The organism is Pseudomonas sp. NFACC51 (genome assembly GCF_900103575.1).
GTDB classification, from domain to species: domain Bacteria; phylum Pseudomonadota; class Gammaproteobacteria; order Pseudomonadales; family Pseudomonadaceae; genus Aquipseudomonas; species Aquipseudomonas fluorescens_Q.
In genome coordinates this window covers 96,590-116,416 of the sequence record NZ_FMXH01000006.1, presented here as the reverse complement: position 1 = coordinate 116,416, position 19,827 = coordinate 96,590, and the positions used below count along the sequence as shown (strand labels likewise).

Annotated in this window: 22 protein-coding genes; 17 read left to right on the top strand and 5 right to left on the bottom strand. The window is 63.0% G+C overall.

Annotated features, from left to right (window positions below):
• Positions 1 to 32: 32 nt before the first annotated feature.
• A complete protein-coding gene (gene selO, locus BLT00_RS14065; RefSeq protein WP_092146720.1) occupies positions 33 to 1,496 on the top strand; it encodes a protein adenylyltransferase SelO in 1,464 nt (487 codons plus the stop codon).
• 237 nt (positions 1,497 to 1,733) lie between these two features.
• On the opposite strand, the gene BLT00_RS14060 is transcribed toward selO, so the two are convergent.
• The 4 genes from BLT00_RS14060 to BLT00_RS14045 form a co-directional block, all read right to left on the bottom strand.
• Positions 1,734 to 2,135 carry a helix-turn-helix domain-containing protein gene (locus BLT00_RS14060; RefSeq protein ID WP_092146722.1) on the bottom strand — a complete coding sequence of 134 codons (402 nt, stop codon included), beginning with the start codon at positions 2,133 to 2,135 and terminating at the stop codon, positions 1,734 to 1,736.
• The gene (locus BLT00_RS14055; RefSeq protein ID WP_053117759.1) at positions 2,132 to 2,428 is read right to left on the bottom strand and encodes a type II toxin-antitoxin system HigB family toxin; all 297 of its coding nucleotides are present in this window, start codon (positions 2,426 to 2,428) and stop codon (positions 2,132 to 2,134) included. The genes BLT00_RS14060 and BLT00_RS14055 overlap by 4 nt, the downstream gene beginning before the upstream one ends.
• Before the next feature lie 165 nt (positions 2,429 to 2,593).
• Positions 2,594 to 2,872: a hypothetical protein gene (locus BLT00_RS14050; protein WP_092146724.1), complete on the bottom strand. Its 279-nt coding sequence runs from the start codon at positions 2,870 to 2,872 to the stop codon at positions 2,594 to 2,596.
• A 132-nt stretch (positions 2,873 to 3,004) separates the two neighbouring features.
• A complete protein-coding gene (locus BLT00_RS14045; protein WP_218190046.1) occupies positions 3,005 to 3,910 on the bottom strand; it encodes a LysR substrate-binding domain-containing protein in 906 nt (301 codons plus the stop codon).
• Between the two features lie 207 nt (positions 3,911 to 4,117).
• Between BLT00_RS14045 and ycaC the strand changes: the two genes are divergently transcribed.
• Complete coding sequence (gene ycaC / locus BLT00_RS14040; protein ID WP_092146728.1) at positions 4,118 to 4,744, top strand: isochorismate family cysteine hydrolase YcaC; 627 nt, start codon at positions 4,118 to 4,120, stop codon at positions 4,742 to 4,744.
• 174 nt (positions 4,745 to 4,918) lie between these two features.
• Positions 4,919 to 5,341: a thioredoxin TrxC gene (trxC, locus tag BLT00_RS14035; RefSeq protein ID WP_092146730.1), complete on the top strand. Its 423-nt coding sequence runs from the start codon at positions 4,919 to 4,921 to the stop codon at positions 5,339 to 5,341.
• 59 nt (positions 5,342 to 5,400) lie between these two features.
• On the opposite strand, the gene BLT00_RS14030 is transcribed toward trxC, so the two are convergent.
• Positions 5,401 to 6,171, bottom strand: a complete 771-nt coding sequence (locus BLT00_RS14030) for a ParA family protein (protein ID WP_003197050.1) — start codon at positions 6,169 to 6,171, stop codon at positions 5,401 to 5,403.
• 359 nt (positions 6,172 to 6,530) lie between these two features.
• On the opposite strand from BLT00_RS14030, the gene BLT00_RS14025 reads away from it, so the two are divergent.
• The 14 genes from BLT00_RS14025 to BLT00_RS13960 all read left to right on the top strand — a co-directional run bounded on the left by BLT00_RS14025 (position 6,531) and on the right by BLT00_RS13960 (position 19,824).
• On the top strand, positions 6,531 to 7,250 hold the full coding sequence (locus BLT00_RS14025) for a beta-ketoacyl synthase chain length factor (protein ID WP_063325179.1): 720 nt from the start codon (positions 6,531 to 6,533) through the stop codon (positions 7,248 to 7,250).
• Positions 7,226 to 8,035 carry a lysophospholipid acyltransferase family protein gene (locus BLT00_RS14020; protein ID WP_092146732.1) on the top strand — a complete coding sequence of 270 codons (810 nt, stop codon included), beginning with the start codon at positions 7,226 to 7,228 and terminating at the stop codon, positions 8,033 to 8,035. The genes BLT00_RS14025 and BLT00_RS14020 overlap by 25 nt, the downstream gene beginning before the upstream one ends.
• Positions 8,016 to 8,276, top strand: a complete 261-nt coding sequence (locus tag BLT00_RS14015) for a phosphopantetheine-binding protein (RefSeq protein ID WP_063323264.1) — start codon at positions 8,016 to 8,018, stop codon at positions 8,274 to 8,276. Before BLT00_RS14020 ends, BLT00_RS14015 begins: the two co-directional genes overlap by 20 nt.
• Before the next feature lie 9 nt (positions 8,277 to 8,285).
• A complete protein-coding gene (locus tag BLT00_RS14010; protein WP_003197040.1) occupies positions 8,286 to 8,540 on the top strand; it encodes an acyl carrier protein in 255 nt (84 codons plus the stop codon).
• Complete coding sequence (locus BLT00_RS14005; RefSeq protein WP_092146734.1) at positions 8,537 to 9,082, top strand: COG4648 family protein; 546 nt, start codon at positions 8,537 to 8,539, stop codon at positions 9,080 to 9,082. The genes BLT00_RS14010 and BLT00_RS14005 overlap by 4 nt, the downstream gene beginning before the upstream one ends.
• Positions 9,079 to 10,758, top strand: a complete 1,680-nt coding sequence (locus BLT00_RS14000) for an acyl-CoA synthetase family protein (RefSeq protein WP_092146736.1) — start codon at positions 9,079 to 9,081, stop codon at positions 10,756 to 10,758. The genes BLT00_RS14005 and BLT00_RS14000 overlap by 4 nt, the downstream gene beginning before the upstream one ends.
• Positions 10,759 to 10,904: 146 nt before the next feature.
• Complete coding sequence (locus tag BLT00_RS13995; protein ID WP_063323267.1) at positions 10,905 to 11,639, top strand: glycosyltransferase family 2 protein; 735 nt, start codon at positions 10,905 to 10,907, stop codon at positions 11,637 to 11,639.
• Positions 11,636 to 12,580, top strand: a complete 945-nt coding sequence (locus BLT00_RS13990) for an LpxL/LpxP family acyltransferase (protein ID WP_092146738.1) — start codon at positions 11,636 to 11,638, stop codon at positions 12,578 to 12,580. Before BLT00_RS13995 ends, BLT00_RS13990 begins: the two co-directional genes overlap by 4 nt.
• A complete protein-coding gene (hutH, locus tag BLT00_RS13985) occupies positions 12,561 to 14,105 on the top strand; it encodes an HAL/PAL/TAL family ammonia-lyase (protein ID WP_063323269.1) in 1,545 nt (514 codons plus the stop codon). The genes BLT00_RS13990 and hutH overlap by 20 nt, the downstream gene beginning before the upstream one ends.
• Entirely contained in the window at positions 14,098 to 14,523 is a 426-nt protein-coding gene (locus BLT00_RS13980) for an acyl-CoA thioesterase (RefSeq protein WP_063323270.1), read from the top strand. Before hutH ends, BLT00_RS13980 begins: the two co-directional genes overlap by 8 nt.
• Entirely contained in the window at positions 14,520 to 15,113 is a 594-nt protein-coding gene (locus BLT00_RS13975) for an outer membrane lipoprotein carrier protein LolA (RefSeq protein ID WP_063323271.1), read from the top strand. The genes BLT00_RS13980 and BLT00_RS13975 overlap by 4 nt, the downstream gene beginning before the upstream one ends.
• The gene (locus BLT00_RS13970) at positions 15,097 to 17,436 is read left to right on the top strand and encodes an MMPL family transporter (RefSeq protein WP_092146740.1); all 2,340 of its coding nucleotides are present in this window, start codon (positions 15,097 to 15,099) and stop codon (positions 17,434 to 17,436) included. The genes BLT00_RS13975 and BLT00_RS13970 overlap by 17 nt, the downstream gene beginning before the upstream one ends.
• Entirely contained in the window at positions 17,433 to 18,590 is a 1,158-nt protein-coding gene (locus BLT00_RS13965; protein ID WP_092146742.1) for a sodium:proton antiporter, read from the top strand. The genes BLT00_RS13970 and BLT00_RS13965 overlap by 4 nt, the downstream gene beginning before the upstream one ends.
• Positions 18,577 to 19,824, top strand: a complete 1,248-nt coding sequence (locus BLT00_RS13960; protein WP_063323274.1) for an NAD(P)/FAD-dependent oxidoreductase — start codon at positions 18,577 to 18,579, stop codon at positions 19,822 to 19,824. The genes BLT00_RS13965 and BLT00_RS13960 overlap by 14 nt, the downstream gene beginning before the upstream one ends.
• Positions 19,825 to 19,827: the final 3 nt, after the last annotated feature.

Here is a 19,827-nt window from a genome sequence, read left to right as displayed (position 1 = left end):
GGTTGCCTGCGGGCGTCCCGCCGGAGACGGCCATGAAAACGCTGGAAACCCTGACCTTCGATAACCGTTTCGCCCGCCTGGGCGACGGTTTCTCGACCCACGTGCTGCCCGAGCCCATCGACAATCCACGGCTGGTGGTCGCCAGCCCGGCGGCCATGGCGTTGCTGGACCTGGACCCGGCAGAAGCCCAGGCACCGCTGTTCGCCGAGATCTTTGGCGGCCACAAGCTCTGGGCCGAAACCGAGCCACGGGCGATGGTGTATTCCGGGCATCAGTTCGGTCACTACAACCCACAACTGGGCGACGGTCGAGGATTGCTGCTGGGCGAGGTGTACAACGAGGCGGGCGAGCACTGGGACCTGCACCTCAAGGGTGCCGGCCAGACGCCGTTCTCACGGATGGGCGACGGGCGCGCGGTGCTGCGCTCCTCGATCCGCGAATTCCTCGCCTCCGAAGCCCTGCACGCCCTCGGTATCCCCACCACCCGGGCCTTGTGTGTGATCGGCTCGGACACCCCGGTGTGGCGGGAAAAGCAGGAACGCGCCGCCATGGTGCTGCGCCTGGCCCCCAGCCATGTGCGCTTCGGGCATTTCGAATATTTCTACTACACCAAGAAGCCCGAGCTGCACGCGGCCCTCGCCGAGCATGTGCTGAACCTGCACTTTGCCGAGTGCCGTGAACAACCGGAGCCGTACCTGTCGATGTTCCGCGAAATCATCGAGCGCAACGCCGAGCTGATTGCCAAATGGCAGGCCTACGGTTTCTGCCATGGCGTGATGAACACCGACAACATGTCGATCCTGGGCATCACCTTCGACTTCGGGCCGTTCGCCTTCCTTGATGACTTCGACGCCAACTTCATCTGCAACCACTCTGATGACCAGGGCCGTTACTCGTTCAGCAACCAGGTGCCCATCGGCCAATGGAACCTCAGCGCCCTGGCCCAGGCCTTGACGCCGTTCATCAGCGTCGAAGCCCTGCGTGAGACCCTCGGTTTGTACTTGCCGCTGTACCAGGCCCACTACCTGGACCTGATGCGCCGCCGCCTCGGCCTGAGCCGAGCCGAAGAAGACGACCAGAAACTGCTGGAGCGCTTGCTGCAATTGATGCAGAACAGCGGCGTCGACTACAGCCTGTTCTTCCGCCGACTGGGCGACCAAGCTCCCGAGCAGGCCGTCGCGACCCTGCGCGATGACTTCGTCGACCTGAAGGGCTTCGATGCCTGGGGCCAATTGTATGTTGCCCGCGTCAACCGCGAAGGCCCCGTCGATCAAGACCAACGCCGCGCACGCATGCACGCCGTCAACCCGCTGTACGTGCTACGCAACTACCTGGCGCAGAAAGCCATCGACGCCGCCGAATCAGGCGACTACGACGAAGTACGCCGCCTGCATACCGTGCTGAGCAAACCGTTCGAAGAGCAACCGGGCATGGACAGCTACGCGCAACGTCCGCCGGAGTGGGGCAAGCACCTGGAGATCAGTTGCTCGTCGTAACGCGGCGCCACGGCTGAAAGAAACCACCCGCCCAACACATACCTGTCTGGATCGCAGAGATGACTACCCTGTGGCGAGGGGATTTATCCCCGCTGGGCTGCGCAGCAGCCCCAACACAGGCAACGCGGTGCAACAGATGAACCGCGTCAGCCGGGTTACGACTGCTTCGCAGCCGAGCGGGGATAAATCCCCTCGCCACAAAAGCAGGTCGGTATTTCGCAGCGCTACACCGAACCATCAAATGAAGGTTTCCACCGATACACCGAAGCGCTCGGCCAGCCAGCGGATCTGCCTCAAATTGAGCTGACGCTTACCGCTCAATACCTCCGATACCACCGACTGGGTACCAACGCCCGGCAAGTCGCTCTGGCTCATGCCATGTTCACGCATCAGGTAACGCAGCGCCTCGACACCGCTCGCCTTGGGCATTGGCCGGTGCTGCTGGTCCCATGCCTCGATCCATTCGCCGATAATATCCACCAGGCTCATGAGAGGATGGGTTTCGTCTTCGCCCACCAACACCAACAGCTCATCAAGAGCATTCGCCAATCGGTCATAATCCTCTTCGCTCCTGGGCTTTCGCAGCAGGGGCGATACAAACTCCCAATGGGCAGCGACTTGTTCAATCAGTGCACTCATCCCTTTTCCTCCTTCCACTTGCCTCTGTCGTATTCCCGATGGTCAAGCACGCATTTGATATACAGACGCTGTGCTCGGTATCGAATCACCGCAATCAGCCGCAACTTGTTTCCACCGATGTCAAACACATGCAGCGGACCGACCTTATCGGTTGCCGGAAATATGGATTTCATCGCCGCGAAATCAGCCGGGCTATTGCGCTTGATCAGCCGATACCATTGATCCAACGCATTCGCTGAATGTGGCCATTTCTCCTTGGCCTCCCAAATGCGTTTCTCAGTGATCACATGCATGCAACGTCCTTATCGCATTTTGCTATGGGGAAGTTAAACACAAATCTGGCGCATCGCAAATTGCGATAGCGCCAGTTAGACAAATGGTTAGCTCTTGCTGGTTTCCAGCCTAGTCGCCAAAAGATTTAGGTCTCGGTAAGAAATGTGAGCAGATATGAGTCCTGCTCACCCAACCTTATCGTTCCCCTGCTCAGGCGTCTCGATCCCCGGCTCCGCCTCTTCACCCCCCTTCTCCTTGGGTTTGGCCGCTGGTTTTTCCTCGGGATAACCGGGCATGCCGCGGGCGTCTTCGGGGGTCAGCTCGTCCCGGTCGTGGCGGCGGTCGATGGCGTAGGCCGGGGCGGCGTTGGGGTCTTCGTCGCGGCCGGCGGTGCCGAGGACGAAGCCGTCGTCATTGGGGTTGTCCACGGCCTGTGGGGTGTCTGGGTCTTGAGGATTGCTCATGGGACCTCCGGGTTGCGAACAGGTACGTTGTGGTTTTTTGAGGGCCTGGCGTGCATTGAGTGCAACGCACCTGATGAATGGCAGCCTGGCTAGCCGCCCTTCACCGCAGACAAAAAACCAACGGGCCCGGCCCTATGCCATATCGCTATGACTGAATTCCTCGGCCAGGAAATCGATCAGCGTACGTACCGACGGCAGCAATCCGCGCCGTGAGGCGAAGATCGCATGAACGATGCCGCATTTAGGCGTCCAGCCCGGCACCAGTTCCACCAGCCGGCCAGCCGCGATGTCTTCACGCACCACCACAGTGGGCAGGTGAGCGATGCCGATGCCGGCCAACACGGCGTGACGCAGGGCCAGCAGGTCGTCGGTGACCATGCGCGGTTCATGACGGATCAATGCGCGACTGCCGTCCGGGCCGAACAATTCCCACTGATATTCGCGCTGCGCCCCGCCCCAATGCACGCTCGGCAGGCCGTTGAGGTCCGCCGGCGAAGCGGGTGAAGACAAGCGCTCAAGGTAAGCCGGGCTGCCCACCAGGCATTGGGTGCTGTTGCTCAGCACTTTCATGACCATGTCGGTGTTTTCCAGCGGCGGAAAGCGCACCCGCAAGGCGATATCGAACCCTTCATGGATCAGATCCACCCGGCGGTTGGTGCTCTCGATGAACAACTCCACCCGTGGGTACTTGAGCATGTAGCGGGTCAGCATCGGCCCGACCCAACTGTTGAGCAGCGCCGTCGGGCAACTGATGCGCACCAGCCCCTGGGGTTCGGAACGGTTGCGTTCGATCACTTCCGCCGCGCTCTCGGCTTCGACCCGCATCGCCAGGCAACGCTGGTAATAGGCCTGGCCGATCTCCGTCAGCGTGCAGTGGCGGCTGGTGCGATGGAGCAAGCGCACCCCGAGCCGATCTTCCAACTGGGCGATACGCCGACTGAGTTTGGACTTTGGCATGTCCAGCGCCCGGCCAGCAGCGGCGAACCCACGGTGCTCCACGACCTGGGTGAAGTAGTAAAGCGTGTTGAGGTCTTCGATGATCGTTCTCCAAATAGAACGCTAAGGCTAATTTTCGCAGTCTAGCGCATCAAAGGTGCCAGTTTTAATCTACACCCATCGAAACGCAACACGGATTGAAGCCGGGGCGCTTCGACCGGATGAGTCACCGATCAATCGCTGCACCGACATTGAAAACCTTAACCACGCCGACACCTTCGGCAACCAAAACTTGATGAGGACTACGCCATGACCACTTCCTACAACCGCCTCGACAAAGATAACGCCGCCGTTCTGCTGGTCGATCACCAAGCCGGCCTGCTGTCTCTGGTACGCGATATCGACCCGGACCGCTTCAAGAACAACGTGCTGGCCCTGGCCGACCTGGCGAAGTACTTCCAACTGCCGACCATCCTCACCACCAGCTTCGAAACCGGCCCCAACGGCCCGTTGATGCCCGAGCTCAAGACCCTGTTCCCGGACGCGCCGTACATCGCCCGTCCTGGCCAGATCAACGCCTGGGACAACGAAGATTTCGTCAAGGCGATCAAGGCCACCGGCAAGAAGCAACTGATCATCGCCGGTGTGGTCACCGAAGTCTGCGTAGCCTTCCCGGCACTGTCGGCCCTGGCCGAAGGTTTCGACGTGTTCGTGGTCACCGATGCGTCCGGCACGTTCAACGAGCTGACCCGTCAATCGGCCTGGGACCGCATGTCGTCCTCGGGTGCGCAACTGATGACCTGGTTCGGCCTGGCTTGTGAACTGCACCGCGACTGGCGCAACGACGTGGAAGGGCTGGCGACCTTGTTCTCCAACCACATCCCGGACTACCGCAACCTGATGACCAGCTACAACACGCTGACCAGCACTAAATAACAGCCTCACCGATATACCCTTGTGGGAGCGAGCTTGCTCGCGATAGCGGTCTGACAGTCGATCCAGTATCTGACTGATACACCGCCATCGCGAGCAAGCTCGCTCCCACAGGTTTTTGTGGTGATTTCTATATAGTGTTCAATCTGTGCCCATGATTTTCTGGAGACTGACCTGATGCTGATCCCCTGCCCCCATTGCAACGGGCTCAATCGCATACCCGCCGAACGCCTGGGCGACCAACCCAAATGCGGGCGCTGCAAAGCCCAGGTGCTATTGAACAAACCGTTCGAACTCAAGCAAGGCGACTACACCAGCCAGATCAAAGGCGACCTGCCATTGCTGGTGGATGTATGGGCCGATTGGTGTGGGCCGTGCAAGTCCTTCGCGCCCGTGTTCGAACAAGCCGCCGCACAGCTGGCGGGCAAATGCCGCTTGGCCAAGCTCGACAGCGAGGCCAATCAGCAGTTATCGGCACAGTTGGGGATCCGCTCGATTCCCAGCCTGATTCTGTTCAAGGATGGCCGGGAAGTGGCGCGCCAGAGTGGGGCGCTGCCGTTGCCGCAGTTGATGGCTTGGTTGCGCAGCCAGGGGATTTGAATCAAAAACCCATGTGGAGCGAGCAAGCTCGCTCCACATGGGTTTTGCACAGGTCAGATTCAGGCGCTTTCCAGCAGGCTATGCAGCTCCATGAACTGCAGGGTCAGCTTGTGTCGCGGGTCGAGGTGGATCAGCGGCAGGCTGGCCTGGTGGGATTCGCGCATGCGCACCGAGCTGCTCAGGTACACCGGCAATACCGGCAGCCCTTCGGCGATCAGTTCGTCGAGAATCTGCTGTGGCAGGCTGGCCCGAGCCTGGAACTGGTTGACCACGATGCCTTCGACTTCCAGGCCTTCGTTATGGTCGTCCTTGAGCTCTTCGATTTCCGCCAGCAGTCCGTACAACGCCTGTCGGGAGAAGCTGTCGCAGTCGAAGGGGATCAGCACCCGATCGGCGGCGATCAATGCTGAAACCGCATAGAAATTCAGTGCTGGCGGGGTGTCCAGGTAAATCCGGTCGTAATCTTCCTCCAGCTCTTCAAGCAGCTTGCGCAGCTTGTTGATCTTGTGCTTGGCCTCAAGCTTGGGCTGCAGATCCGTCAGTTCCGCCGTGGCGGTGATGACGTGCAGGTTGTCGAACGGCGTTTCGTAGATATCCACCTTGTTCTTTTTCGAGAACGGCCCGGACGACAGGGTTTGCTTGAAGAAATCGGCAATACCCATGGGAATGTCATCGCCGGTCAAGCCAGTCAGGTATTGAGTGGAGTTGGCCTGGGCATCCAGGTCGACCAACAGCGTGCGATAGCCCTCGCTGGCGCTGACTGCCGCCAGATTGCAGGCGATGCTGGACTTGCCCACGCCACCTTTCTGATTGAACACCACACGCCGCATGTCAAAACCTCCGTGTATCAAAGATTCCCGAGTGTAGTAGGCAGCGACACCGCTTAGCTACCTTCCGCGTAGAAGGACTACAGCAACAGTGGCTTTTCCCACAATTCAGACGTCAATTCGCCCAGACCGTGACAGAAATAACCGACAGACAGGCTCATGATGATCGCGACAATGGTCCAAGCCTGGCCTTGAGCGGACCAACTCGTACATTTCGCTGGACAAAATGTAACCAGCATTTGCTACAAGCCAATCGCACCGGGATAATGCGCGCCACTTGGGTCGCAAGGCCATGCAGGGTTGGACGCGGGTCAAACCACTGAACCGTGACAATAAAAGCCCGCAGGGGTGGGGTGAAGTTTGTGATCAATTTCAATATCGCCCAATGGCGCGCGTGGGCCCCTGGGCTCGAAAGCGTGGACGATTGGCAGGCATGGAGCCGACAGCCGGTCGTATTGCCGGCCAGCGATGCCGCCCCTGACGTTTCGTTCCTGCCGGCCATGCAGCGCCGGCGCCTCAGCCGCCTGGCGCGGATGGCCTTCAGTGTTGGCTGGCCGTTGGCCGAGGGCCGGCCGGACCTACCGTTGGTCTTTATTTCCCGCCACGGCGAAACCCCGCGCACTTTTGAGATTCTCAAGGACCTGGCAGCCGACCAGCCCTTGTCGCCGACCCAATTCAGCCTGTCGGTGCACAACGCGGTGATTGGCCTGTGGTCGATCATGCGCGGCGAAACCAGCGAAATGACCGCCCTGGCCGCTACCGGCGACGGCTTGGAACACGGCGTGCTGGAGGCCGTCGCGCTGCTGAACGAAGGATCGCCTGCGGTGCTGCTGGTGATCACCGAAGAGCAACCTCCGCAAGTCTATGCACCCTGGGTCGATGACGTTCCGTTTCCCTATGCCATGGGCCTGCTACTGACCCCGGGCGATGACTGGCAACTGGATCTCTGCGCGCAGGCCGGCCAATCGCCTGGCAGCGACTGGCCCCATGCCCTGGATCTGTTGCGTACCCTGCTGAACAATGAAACCACCTGCCAACATGCCTGGAAGAATCGTGTATGGACCTGGCAACGCAACCGGTGACGGGTAAACATCGCGACGCCTATTACTGGCGCCTGATCGCGACCGCCGCAAGCTTCGCCCTGTTCGGGCTGGGCGGGCTGTGCCTGCGTTTGCTGGTGCTCCCGTTGCTGGCCTGGTGGCCCGGCGATGCCCAGGCCCACCGGCAACGGGCGCGCCGCACGGTCGGGCGGTTGTTCTGGTTCTTTATCCGGTTCATGGCCCGTACCGGCGTGCTCACCTATCAGATCGATGGCGCCGAACGACTCGGTCGCCCTGGGCAGATGATCATTGCCAATCACCCGTCGCTGATCGACGTGGTGTTCCTGATCGGGCTGGTGCGCGACGCCAACTGCGTGGTCAAGCAAAGCCTCTGGGACAACCCCTTTACCCGGGGCCCACTGCATTCGACCCAATACATCAGCAACGACGGCAGCATGGACATGCTCGATGCCGCCAGCGACGCCTTGCAAGAGGGCCAGACATTGATCGTCTTCCCCGAAGGGACACGCACCCAGCCAGGCCAGGTGCCGGCCTTTCATCGGGGGGCGGCGGCCATCGCCCTGCGGGGTGCGAAAATCCTCACGCCCGTCACGATCAAGGTCTGCCCCACGACCCTGACCAAGGCTGAACCCTGGTATCGCATCCCCCTGCGCCGCGTGCACTTCAGTTTTCACGTCGGGGCCGATATAGACCCACAGGCGTTCGCCGCGCTCGGCCCGCCACCCCAGGCTTCGCGCAGGCTCAACGATTTTTTGCATCACTATTACATCAAGGAGCTCGCCGAAGATGAGCGATCTGCACCGTGACATCAAAAAGCTGATCATCGACGCCCTCGGCCTGGAAGACATCGACATCGACGACATCGGCGACCACCAGACGCTGTTCGGCGAAGGCCTGGGCCTGGACTCGGTGGATGCCCTGGAGTTAGGCCTGGCGATCCAGAAGGAGTACGGCATCAAGATAGACGCCGACGCCAAGGACACCCGTAACCATTTCAGCAATGTGGCAAGCCTTGCGGCCTTCGTCACTGCAAAAAGCGTAGCCTGAGACCAGACCATGCAAACTCGTGACGATATTTTCCACACCCTGCGCGATGCTCTGGTCGAGCTTTTCGAGCTGGACCCTGAGCGTGTGACGCTGGAATCGAACCTGTACCAGGACCTGGAAATCGACAGCATCGATGCGGTCGACCTGATCGACCATATCAAGCGTCAGACCGGCAAGAAAATCGCCGCCGAAGAATTCAAGTCGGTGCGCACCGTCAATGACGTGGTCGAGGCGGTCTATCGACTGGTCCAACCGGCCGCATGACCCGGCTGATTGGCCTTGGCCTGCTGCTGGTGGGCCTGTTGTACCCCTTTGCGGTGTATTTCGGCATGGAGCACTTTGCCCCGTGGCAGTTCGGACTGCTGCTGGGCAGCCTGTGGCTGGCCCGGGCGTTGCTTGGCACAGGCGGGGCCGGCAGCCGCTGGATGGCGGCCACGGCAATCGTGTTTTGCATATTGCTCGCGCTGTTCGACAGCCCGCTCCTGCTGCGCTGGTACCCGGTGCTGATCAGCGCGTTCATGCTCGGGCTGTTCGTGCTGAGCCTGAAATACGGCCCGCCAATGATCGAACGCCTGGCCCGCCTGCGCGAACCGCAGTTGCCGGCCAAGGCGGTGGTGTATACGCGCCAGGTCACGGTGGCCTGGAGTGTGTTTTTCCTGTGTAACGGTTTGCTCGCCGCCGCCCTCACCCTCTGGGCGCCGCTGAGCTGGTGGATGTTGTACACCGGCCTGATTTCCTACGGATTGATGGGGCTGCTGTTTGCCATTGAATGGCTCATACGACAACGGGTAAGAGGCCGCCCATGAATTGGATAACACTTGAGCAGATGCTGCTCAAGACTCAGCCGGAACGCACCGTTGCGGTCGATCCGGCGCTGAATCACTCGCAACTGCGGGACGCGGCGTTGCGCCTGGCGGCCGGCCTGCAAGCTCGCGGGGCGCGGCATGTGGCGGTGCACCTGGAAGATGCCGCCGACCTGGCCGTCGCCCTGCTTGGTGCCTGGCGCGCTGGGGTCCGGGTCCTGCTGCCCGCCGACCTGCAAGCGCAGACACGTCAGCGTTGGGCGGCGGACGTGGATCTGTGGCTGACCGACCAGCCCGGCGATACACATCCCGGCGACCTGCAACAAGCGCCGATGGACGCCGCCGAACTGGACCTCGATCACTGCTGGCTGAGCCTGTGCACCTCCGGCTCCAGCGGCGAGCCCAAGCGCATCGAGAAAACCCTGCGCCAGTTAAGCAACGAGGTCCAGGCCCTGGAACAGCTGTGGGGCGCCGACCTGGGTCCGGCCTGCATGATCGGCAGCGTTGCTACCCAGCACATCTACGGGTTGCTGTTCCGGGTGCTGTGGCCGCTGTGCGCCGGGCGTGCGTTCGTGCGTCGGCAACTGGCCTTCCCGGAAGACCTGCAACGTGCCAGCCGTGAGCAACTGGCCTTCGCCTGGGTCGCCAGCCCGGCGCTGCTCAAGCGCATGGGCGATAACCTCGATTGGCCAGCCCTGAGCAGCGTGCGCCGGGTGTTCTCCTCTGGCGGCGCCTTGCCCCCCGAGGCAGCGCAAAGCTTGCAGCAGCGCCTGGGGCAATGGCCCACGGAAATTTTCGGCAGCTCGGAAACAGGCGGCATTGCCTGGCGCCAAGGTGGCGGATTGTGGCAGCCCTTTGCCGGCGTCGAGCTGAGCCAGGACAGCGACGGCGCCTTGCTGATCGCATCGCCCTATCTGCCGGTTGGGCATGTGGAACACACCGCCGACGCGGCGCGGATCGCCGAAGACGGCCGTTTCGAGCTACTCGGGCGACTGGACCGTATCGTCAAGCTCGAAGAGAAACGCATCTCCCTGCCCATGCTGGAACACGCGTTGGTGACCCACGACTGGGTCAGCGAAGCGCGACTGGGCGTGGTGCAGGAGAATCGCGCCTCCCTTGGCGCGCTACTGGTGTTGAGCGATGCCGGCCTGGGCGCCTTGCGCAACCAGGGTCGGCGCGCCGTGACCGAGGGCCTGCGCCGGCACCTGAGCGAACATTGCGAAACCCTCGCCCTGCCACGACGCTGGCGCTGGCTGCGGCAGTTGCCGCTCAATGCCCAGGGCAAGCTGCCCCAGGCCGAGGTCGAGGCGCTGCTGATGGCGCCACGCCCCAAGGCCCCCGACGTGTTGGCGCAAGTCGAAACCGATGGTGAGTGGAGCCTGCAACTGGTCGTGCCGCCCGATCTGGCGTACTTCAGCGGCCACTTCCCCACCGCGCCGGTACTGCCGGGCGTGGTGCAGGTCGATTGGGCCTTGAGCCTGGGGCGCCAACTGCTGGACCTGCCGCCTCGGTTCGTCGGCATGGAAGTGCTGAAATTCCAGCAACTGGTGCGCCCCGGCGATGACATCCAATTGCACCTGCGCTTCGACCGCGAGCGCGGCAAGCTGTACTTCGCCTACCGCAATGACACGGCGGCCTGCTCCAGCGGGCGGATTGTATTGGGGGAAAACAATGCCTAGGCATCTGCACAGATCACTGTGGCGAGGGAGCTTGCTCCCGCTGGGCTGCGAAGCAGCCCCTGGTGCTACAAGAGCGAGTGCTTCGCACTCGAGCGGGAGCAAGCTCCCTCGCCACAAAGTGCACCTTAGCCACCGAGACATGCCGCATGCATAACCCCTGCGCCGTCATCCCGGTCTACAACCACGAAACCGCCATCTCGGCGGTGGTCCAGGCGTTGCTCGCCAACGGACTGCCCTGCGTGCTGGTGGATGACGCCAGCAGCCCGGCGTGTGCCGCCGTGCTCGACCGGCTGGCAGAGGGCGAGCGGGTTCATCTGGTCAGGCTAGCCGTCAACGAGGGCAAGGGCGGCGCGGTGATGACTGGCCTGCGCGAGGCTTCGCGCCTGGGTTTCAGCCACGCCTTGCAGGTGGACGCCGACGGGCAGCACGACCTTGGCGACGTGAAAGCCTTCATCGAACAATCCCGTGCCCACCCGGACGCGGTGATCTGTGGTTATCCGCGCTACGACGCCAGTGTGCCGAAAGGTCGCCTGTACGCGCGCTACCTGACCCACGTGATGGTCTGGATCAACAGCCTGTCCTTGCAAATCCGCGATTCCATGTGCGGCTTTCGGGTCTATCCCCTGACACCGACCCTGGCGCTGATCGACTCGGCCAATATCGGCAAGCGCATGGATTTCGATTCGGACATTCTCGTGCGCCTGGCCTGGCGCAATCAGCCGATGCGCTGGCTGCACACGCGGGTCCATTACCCCCAGGACGGGGTCTCGCACTTTCGCCTGTTCCACGACAACGTGCTGATTTCCAGCATGCACACCCGGTTGTTCTTCGGCATGCTCGTGCGCTTTCCCCTGATTCTCTGGCGACGGTGGCGAGCATGAGCCTTCAGCAAGACAAGCAACATTGGGCCGACCGCCAGGAGCGCGGCAGTTTCTGGCTGATGAAACTCACCGCAGTCGCTGCCAAAGTACTAGGCCGGCGCTTGCTGACTCCGGTGCTGTACGGCATCGTCCTGTACTTCTTCATTTTCGGCCGCAGCGCGCGCCAGGCGGCCTGGCAATATCAGCAGCGCCTGGCCGACTGGAGCGCACGTCCCGAGCTGCACCCGAGCCACTGGCGGGTGTTCGGCCAGTTCATGGCGTTTGCCGACTCCCTGCTGGACAAGCTCGACGTCTGGAACGGCAAGCTGAGCATCGACCAGATCGAAATCGTCGATAAGGCACTGCTGCGCAATCACTTGCGAGACACCCGCGGGCAAATGCTGGTGGGCGCTCACCTGGGCAACCTGGAAATGTGCCGGGCCCTGGCCGAGCTGGGCGAGAAAGTCACCATGAACGTGCTGGTGCACACCAAGCACGCCGAGCAGTTCAACCGCTTGCTGGGCGAAGCCGGTGCCACGCACCTGCGGCTGATCCAGGTCAGCGAGCTGGACCCGGTGATCATGTTGCAGTTGAGCGAACGCCTGGAGCGCGGCGAGTGGCTGGCAATTGCCGGTGACCGCGTACCGCTGCACGGCGGGCGCAGCGTGACTGTGGACTTCATGGGTCAGCCGGCCGCTTTTCCCCAGGGCCCCTGGTTGCTGGCCGGCCTGCTGAAATGCCCGGTCAACCTGCTGATGTGCCTCAAGCACGAGGGGCGCTATCGCGTCACCCTCGAACCCTTCGCCGATGCCGTGGTGTGGAAACGCAACGACCGCGAGCAAGTGATTGCCCACTGGGCTGGCCGCTACGCCGAGCGCCTGGCGCAATACTGCCTCCAGGCCCCCCAACAGTGGTTCAACTTTTACCCTTTCTGGAAGACCGATGACGATGCCCACTCTTGAGCCGGTAACCTTCGGCGAACGCCCTTTGCGCATCGAAGATGTGCTGGCCCTGGCCAACCGTCAGGCACCGACGCAGTTGCAGGATGACCCGGCGTTCCGCCAGCGCATCGCCAAGGGTGCGCAATTCCTCGATTCCTTGCTGGACAAGGAAGGCGTTATCTACGGCGTGACCACCGGTTACGGCGACTCCTGCGTGGTGGCCGTGCCGTTGCACCACGTCGAGGCCCTGCCGCGTCACCTGTATACGTTCCACGGCTGCGGCCTGGGCAAGCTGCTCGACGCCCAGGCCACCCGTGCGGTGCTCGCGGCGCGTCTGCAGTCGCTGTGCCACGGCGTGTCCGGGGTGCGGGTGGAACTGCTGGAACGCCTGCAGGCCTTTCTTGAACACGACATCCTGCCGTTGATTCCGGAAGAAGGCTCGGTGGGCGCCAGCGGCGACCTGACGCCGCTGTCCTACGTCGCCGCCACGCTGTCCGGCGAACGGGAAGTGATGTTCCGTGGCGAACGGCGATTGGCCGCCGATGTGCACCGCGAATTGGGCTGGACCCCGCTGGTGCTGCGGCCCAAGGAAGCCCTGGCGCTGATGAACGGCACCGCCGTGATGACCGGCCTGGCCTGCCTGGCCTTCGCCCGGGCCGATTACCTGTTGCAACTGGCAACCCGCATCACTGCGTTGAACGTCGTCGCCCTGCAGGGCAACCCGGAACATTTCGACGAGCGCCTGTTCGCCGCCAAGCCGCACCCGGGACAGATGCAAGTCGCCGCGTGGCTGCGCAAGGACCTGGCCATCGACGCGCCGACCGCGCCGTTGCACCGCCTCCAGGATCGCTACTCCCTGCGCTGCGCGCCCCACGTGCTTGGGGTATTGGCCGACAGCCTGGGCTGGCTGCGCGCGTTCATCGAAACCGAACTCAACAGTGCCAACGACAACCCGATCATCGACGCCGAAGCCGAGCGCGTACTGCACGGCGGGCATTTCTACGGCGGGCATATCGCCTTCGCCATGGATAGCCTGAAGAACCTGGTGGCCAACGTCGCCGACTTGCTGGATCGCCAGCTCGCGCTGCTAGTGGACGAGCGTTACAACCATGGCCTGCCGAGCAACCTGTCCGGCGCCAGCGCCGACCGAGCGATGCTCAACCATGGCTTCAAGGCCGTGCAGATCGGCACCAGCGCCTGGACCGCCGAAGCCCTGAAAAACACCATGCCGGCCAGCGTGTTCTCGCGCTCCACCGAGTGCCACAACCAGGACAAGGTGAGCATGGGCACCATCGCCGCCCGGGACGCCATCCGCGTGCTGGAGCTGACCGAACAAGTCGCCGCCGCGACCTTGCTGGCCGCCAACCAGGGCGTATGGCTGCGCAGCCGCGCCGAAGACGCTCGCCCACTGCCGCCGGCCCTGGCCGCCATGCACGAGCAACTGGCCGAGGATTTCGCCCCGGTCATCGAAGACCGCGCCCTGGAAGGCGAACTGCGCCTGTGCTTGCAACGCATCGCCGAGCAACACTGGAGGCTGCATGCGTAGCCAAGGTGTTTTGCACGTCGACACACACATCGTGGTGCCGTTCTTCGATGTCGATTCGATGAACGTGGTCTGGCACGGCCACTACATCAAATATCTGGAAGTGGCCCGCTGCGCCTTGCTCGACCTGATCGGCCACAACTACAACGACATGCTCGAATCCGGCCACGCATGGCCGATCATCGACCTGCAACTGCGCTACGTGCGCAGCGCCGTGTTCGGCCAGGCCCTGACCGTGCGTGCCAGTCTGGTGGAGTGGGAAAACCGGCTGAAGATCAATTACCTGATCAGCGACGCAACCACGGGCGAGCGCTTGACCCGTGCCAGTTCGGTGCAAGTGGCCGTGGACCTCGCCAGTCGCGAAATGCTGCTGGCCTCGCCCCGGGTCTTTGTCGAAGCCGTGGAAAGGAAACTGCCATGAAGCGCCTGTCAGTCTGGCTGTTGCTGTGCTGCCTGGCACCCCTGGCCCAGGCGTTCGACTTGCAACAGTTGAGCGACCAACTGGCCCGCCCGGAAGTGATCCACGGGCAGTTTATCCAGGAAAAACACCTGCGCGCCCTGCCCCAGCCCCTCACCAGCAAGGGACGCTTCGTGCTGGCGAAAAACCATGGACTGCTGTGGCTGCTGCAAACCCCGCTGCAACAGGACTACCGCATCACCGCCCAGGGCATCGCCCGGCGGGATGGCAACGCCTGGCAGATGCTGCCGAACAAGAGCGCCGGCGCCGAGCAGAACCGCTTGTTCCTGGCGGTATTGCAGGGAGACAGCACAGGCCTGCAACGGGATTTCGAACTGAGCCTGTCGGGCGAGCCGCAACAATGGAAGCTCACCCTGACCCCGCGCTCGGTGCTGCTCAAGCAGGTTTTCAACCAGATCAACATCGACGGCGGCGAACTGGTGCAGCGCATCGAACTGCTGGAAACCCAAGGCGACAGTACCGTGCTGCGCATGCAGGACAGCAACAGCGCACAACCCTTGAGCGAAGCGGAGCAACATGATTTTGCCGAGTGAACGGATGCTGCCCCGGCTGTTCCTGATCCTGCTGCTGGCGGTGCTGGCGCTCGCCGGTTGGCAATGGCGCAACGGCGCGCCGTTGTCGGCCAATCTCATGGAGCTGGTGCCGGGCACGTCGCCCGATGCCCTGGAACTGATCGCCGAACAACGCATGCAGGAGCCACTCAATCGCGAGATGCTGGTACTGGTCGGCCACACCGATCGCCAGCAGGCCATCGCCCTGGCGCAAACCCTCGGCGAGCAATGGCAGGCCAGCGGTCTGTTCGACAAGGTGCAGTGGACGTTGCAGGCCGACTTGCCGGCGCTGCGCACGCAATTGCTCAACGGGCGGCTGGCGATGCTCTCGGCGGCGGACCGGCAGCAATTGATCGAGCAGCCCCAGGCGTTCATCCAACAACGGGTGCAGGCCCTGTTCGACCCGTTCAGCGGCTTCAGCCTGGTGCCGAACCAGGACGACTGGCTGGGCCTGACCGGGCGCATCCAGAACAGCCAGCCACAACGCGGCGCGATCAAATTCGACATCGGCAGCGGTGCGTTGGTCGCCGATGCCGACGGTAAAAGCTGGGTGATGCTGCGGGCCCGCGCCCAGGGCAACGCCTTCGACATGAACCTGCCGCTGCAAGTGGCCGAGCTGCTGCAACGCAGCCGCGACCAGGCGAGCCAGGCCCAAGGTCAACTGCTGGCGGCGAGCGGCCTGCTGTACGCCGCCAGCGGCCAGCAACAGGCGTCGCGGGAAATCACCTGGGTCGGCGGTGGCGCGACCGTCGGCATCTTGCTGTTGCTGTTGCTGGCCTTCCGGCGCCTGCGAGTATGGCTGGCGTTCGTGCCGGTGCTGGTGGGCGTGCTGTTCGGCGCGGTGGCCTGCGTGGCCTTGTTTGGCCGCATGCATGTCATGACCCTGGTCCTGGGTTCCAGCCTGATTGGCGTGGCCGTGGATTACCCGCTGCACTACCTGTCCAAGAGCTGGAGCCTGAAGCCATGGCGCAGCTGGCCGGCCTTGCGTCTGACCCTGCCGGGGCTGAGCCTGAGCCTTGTGACTACCTGTATTGGCTACCTGGCCCTGGCCTGGACGCCCTTTCCGGCCCTGACCCAGATCGCGATATTTTCCGCCGCTGGCCTCGTCGGCGCTTACCTGAGCGCCGTCTGCCTGCTACCGGCGCTGCTCAAGGGCGCAGAGTTGCGTCCCGCCCAATGGCCGCTCCAAGTCTGCCAATACCTGCTCAAGGCCCGCGAAGCCCTGCTGAAACGGGTACGCACGCCGGCCCTGCTGATGTTGTTGCTGATGTTCTGCGCGGGTGGGCTCTGGCACCTGACCCCGAAAAACGACATCCGCCAGTGGATCGGCACGCCCCAGCACCTGACCGACGAAGCCCGCGATATCGCGCGCATCACCGGTTTCCAGCCCACCAGCCAGTTCTTCCTGATCCGCGCCGACGATCAATCCCAACTGCTGGAGCGCCAGACCGCCCTCAACGAGCGGCTGGATCAGTTGATCGGCCTGGAAAAGCTCCAGGGCTACCTGTCGCTGAACCAACTGGTCAGCCCACCCGCCGAACAACAGAAAGTGCGTGAGGCCCTGGGGCGCTTGCCAGCCGTCTGGCAACCGCTACTGGACCTGGGCGTCCCGGTCGCTGCGCTGCAAGCGGAACTGGCGCAATTACAGGCCCTGCCGGTGACCGACATTGACGCCGCACTGGCAGGTCCGCTGGCCGAGCCGTATCGCACACTCTGGCTCGGACCAACAGCGCAAGGCGTCGCGGCGGTGGTCAGCTTGCAAGGTTTGAACGATGCGGCGCTGCTGCGGATACAGGCGGTGGATCTGCCAGGCGTACAACTGGTGGATCGCCTGGGCGACCTGAACCGGGTCTTCGCCGCCACGCAGGTCAGCGCCGCCGAGTTGAAACTGGCCTCTTGCGTGCTGATTGTGCTGGTGCTGATCTGGCCGTTTGGCGTCGGCGGCGCCTTGCGCATCGTGGCACTGCCGCTGCTGGCTGCGCTGTGCAGCCTGGCGAGCCTCGGCTGGCTGGGGCAGCCGCTGACCTTGTTCAGCCTGTTCGGCCTGTTGCTGGTGACGGCCATCGGCGTCGACTACGCGATCCTGATGCGCGAACAGATCGGCGGTGCCGCCGTGAGCCTGCTGGGCACGTTCCTGGCGGCGGTCACCACCTGGCTGTCGTTCGGCCTGCTGGCGCTGTCCAGCACACCGGCGGTGAGTAACTTCGGCCTGGCGGTGAGCCTGGGGCTGGCCTTCAGCTTCATGTTGGCGCCCTGGGCCGGACAACAAGCCCACGCGGCGACGGTCGCGGAGCCCACCCAATGATGACCCTGCTGTTCTGGCTCATGGCCCTGGGGCTGTTCGCAGTTGCCACACGCCTGGGCGCTCGTTTCGGGTTGATCCCGATTGTCAGCCAGTTGTTGCTGGCGACCTTCGGCCTGCCGCTGCTGATGTATTTCTGGATCGAGCCGGGCTGGCAGCTCAGCGGCGCGCAATTGGTGTCGCCGGTGTGGCTGAAGAATCTCTACAGCCTCGCGTTCGCGCTGTTGCTGGGGCATATCCTCAGCGACGTGATCGACCTGCGCCTGGACCGCCAGAGCGTGAAAATCGCCCTGCCAAGCTTCGTCGTTCCATTCGCCTGCGGTCTGGCGACAGCGTTCTGGTTGCTGCCGCCCCAGCCCTGGATCAGCTCCCTGGCGGTGGGACTGCTGTTTGCGATCACAGCGATCCCTGTGCTGTATCTGTATCTGCGTCACATCGATTACCCACCCGCCGCCACTCGGCGACTGGTGCAAACGGCGATCCTGATCGACCTGGCCTGCTGGAGCCTGTTCGGCCTGGCCCAGGGCAGTCTCCACCTGGGCAGCCTGCTGTTGCCGATGGCCGGCGCCTGCGTGCCGCTGCTGTTGCGCCTGGTTGGCCTGCGCCAGCCGTTGCTGTACAGCGGCGTGTTTTTTGCCCTGCTGGTGGTGGCCGAACACTACCGGCTCAATGCACTGATCGTCGGCATCGGCTATCTGCTGTGCATGGCCGCGCTCAAAGTGCCCTTGAGGCTGCCGTTCAATATCGCCTGGATGCAGGGTTTGCAGACGTACCTGGCGATCCCGCTGATTCTCACGTTCGGCATTGTGCAGATCGACGTCCACAGCGCCATGAGCAGCCTCGACTGGGTGCAATTGACGGCGTTGCTGCTGTTGCCCATTGCCAGCAAACTACTGGGCAACTGGCTGGGCCTGGGTTGGGCCGCGGCGTCATTCGCCGGCGCCAGTCGCTGGCGCGAAAGTATCCTGCTGAACATTCGCGGCTTGAGTGAAATCGTGTTCCTCAATCTGCTCTTGCAACAACAGCTCATCAGCCCCGCGTTGTATTTCACGCTGATGCTGATGGGGCTGATCGCCACATTGCTGCCGGCCGTGACCGGTTTGCACCGTATTCCCTCGATTGCCGTCCCGGCCAGGAGCTCCAGTGCCAACAGTTGAAATGGAACGTCGACAGGTCGTCATCATTGGCGCAGGCCCTTCCGGCGCCATCGCCGCCGCGCTGCTCAAGCGCAAGGGCCATGAGGTGCTGGTCATCGAGCGCCAGCATTTCCCCCGGTTCTCCATCGGTGAGAGCCTGTTGTCCCATTGCCTGGATTTCGTCGAAGAAGCTGGCATGCTCGACGCGGTGAATGCCGCCGGGTTCCAGCGCAAGAACGGCGCCGCGTTTGCCTGGGGCGAGCGCTACAGCGCCTTCGATTTCGGCGATACCTTCAGCAACGGCAAGCCCACGACCTTCCAGGTGCAACGCGCCGACTTCGACAAGTTGCTGGCCGACCAGGCCGCCCTGCAAGGCGTGGAGATCCGCTACGGCCAAGCGATCACCAGCGCCGACTTCAGCCTCGCCAAACCACAACTGGGCGTGCAGCGCGAAGATGGCAGCGAGTACTGTGTCGAGGCCGACTTCGTGCTCGATGCCAGCGGCTATGGCCGAGTCCTGCCGCGCCTGCTGGACCTCGAAGCCCCGTCGAACTTCCCGGTGCGCCAAGCAGTGTTCACCCACATCGAGGATCGCATCGACGCCCCGGCGTTCGATCGAGAAAAGATTCTGATCACCACCCACCCGAGCAAGCGCGACGTGTGGTTCTGGACCATTCCGTTCAGCGGCGGGCGCTGCTCGGTGGGCGTGGTCGCGGCGGCGGAACATTTCGCCGGCCGCACCGACGATCTCGATGCCTGCCTGCGCGGTTTCATCGACGAAACCCCAAGCCTGGCCGGCGTGTTGAAGAATGCCGTGTGGGACACCCCGGCGCGGACCATCGGCGGCTACTCGGCCAACGTCAAGACCCTGCACGGCCCAGGCTTCGCCCTGCTGGGCAACGCCGCGGAATTCCTCGACCCGGTGTTCTCCTCCGGCGTGACCATTGCCATGCGTTCGGCGAGCATGGCCGCCGACGTGCTCCACCGTCAGTTGCAAGGTGAAAGCGTGGATTGGCAAAGCGAGTTTGCCGAGCCGCTCAAGCGCGGCGTCGACACCTTCCGCTGCTATGTCGAGGGCTGGTACGCCGGCACCTTCCAGGACGTGATTTTCTACACCGAAGGCTCGGACGACATCCGCCGCATGATCAGCTCGATCCTGGCCGGCTATGCCTGGGATCAGCGCAACCCGTTCGTCAGCGAACCCAAGCGGCGCCTGCGCATGCTCTCGGAAATCTGCGCGAGCCCGGCGCCATGAGTC